We start from the raw sequence: 1,600 nt of genomic DNA on the forward strand, positions 1-1,600 counted from the left end.
GATTTATACATGATGATATTTTATAGTGGACTTATATATCTTTAGAAGTTTATTTTTTGAATTATTCTAATAAAACATGGTTATGTTAGAAATCTACATTTCTTTTTCTTTTCTCCATATATTTTCACTGACTCTTCTAAAAAAATAACCCTTTATTCTATAATGTCAGGGTATTGAATAATAATAAATTTAAGTATGTTTAAAAATTTGAAAGAGGTGATACAATGTCACAAAGTAATATCCCTAATATTACGCCGACCATATCGGTGACACGAGATGATGCAATAAATCTATTGTTATCCTCTATTGCATTAGAAGAATTAGGATTAGCACATATTGTAAATGCTGAGGGAGAAAAAATCCAGTTTGCTCTTGGAACACTACCGGGTATGACTGCTCCACCAGGTTCCCTGACGGATATTATGTCAATAAATAAGACTGTCCAATCAACTTTAGACACAGTGATGAAAAAAGAACTATTACTCGATTCAAAATTAGCCAATGTAACTAGCCTTATTGGAATGACTGGTGGTACTGCTGTTGTGGGACCACCAGGGCCAACAGGACCACCAGGGCCACCAGGGCCAACAGGACCACCAGGATTCCCAAGTAATGGGGAATTTCAACTCACTGCAAATGTAAATCTAACTATAGGCAATGCAATTCCTTTTAATAATCCCGATATTCAGGGGCCAGGTATTACTTATCCTGTACAGAACGGAGAAATAATAATAGCCGGAGGAAATAGTTATCTTGTTTTATATTCCTTACAAGCTGCTAATACAGATCAGCCAGTAGGAGGAACCTTATTTTTAGATGGGGGCGTAATACCTGGAACCGTAACAGTCAGTAGTACCTTAACAATTACGAATCAAACAATTATTCGTCCTGGACCAGGATTACATACTCTAGAATTAAGACTTTCTAGTGGGGCTAATCCAGCAGAAATCTCGGCTGAAACAACTAGTGTAGAAGTAATACAAATTTCTTGAATATTGACCATATAGCATACAATCTAAATTTTACTCACTTAACATTTTTGCGAACTGTCTGAAATAGAATAATCCTAAATGCAGGCACATATTGGCGACTTGTAGCCAAATTGTATTTAATTATGTAAGAGAAACAAAAAATAAGAGGATAGCTCATTTTTTGTTTCTTTAACTTATTTTTTTCTGGGGCTGTTAACCATTAATATTTTCCTCCAGTCCATGTTTTTAGCTGTGCAAATTATAAATTTACCTTGACAAATAACACCTTTCAAATCTAGTGGTATTAGTCACATCTGATTTGAAAGTGTAAATAAAACAAGAATCTAGATAAGTTAACTATCAAATATCTTTGCTGCTAGTTGGGTTAGGGTCTGAAAGAAAAGAAGGAGAAATTTCATATGCTGAATTCAAAACGTCCAAAAAAGGAGTGAATGACATGCTATAGAGGGATGACTTACTCGAAAAACCGATCCCTGGCAAGAACTTGTATTTAACTATGCGACAACAAAAAGAATTACAACAACTTGTTTAAATATAAATCCATTAGAGTTACAATACGATGGATATAAATATCATAATCTTAAATTTCATTTTAGAAATAATTAAAT

Annotated in this window: 1 protein-coding gene; it reads left to right on the forward strand. The window is 33.6% G+C overall.

Annotation, left to right across the window (positions count from 1 at the left end):
- The first annotated feature begins 224 nt into the window (after positions 1-224).
- On the forward strand, positions 225-992 hold the full coding sequence (locus ATL10_RS30680; protein ID WP_110498383.1) for an alpha-helical endospore appendage domain-containing protein: 768 nt from the start codon (positions 225-227) through the stop codon (positions 990-992).
- Positions 993-1,600 lie beyond the last annotated feature (608 nt).

Source organism: Bacillus sp. 196mf, from assembly GCF_003217275.1.
Lineage (GTDB): Bacteria > Bacillota > Bacilli > Bacillales > Bacillaceae_G > Bacillus_A > Bacillus_A thuringiensis_S.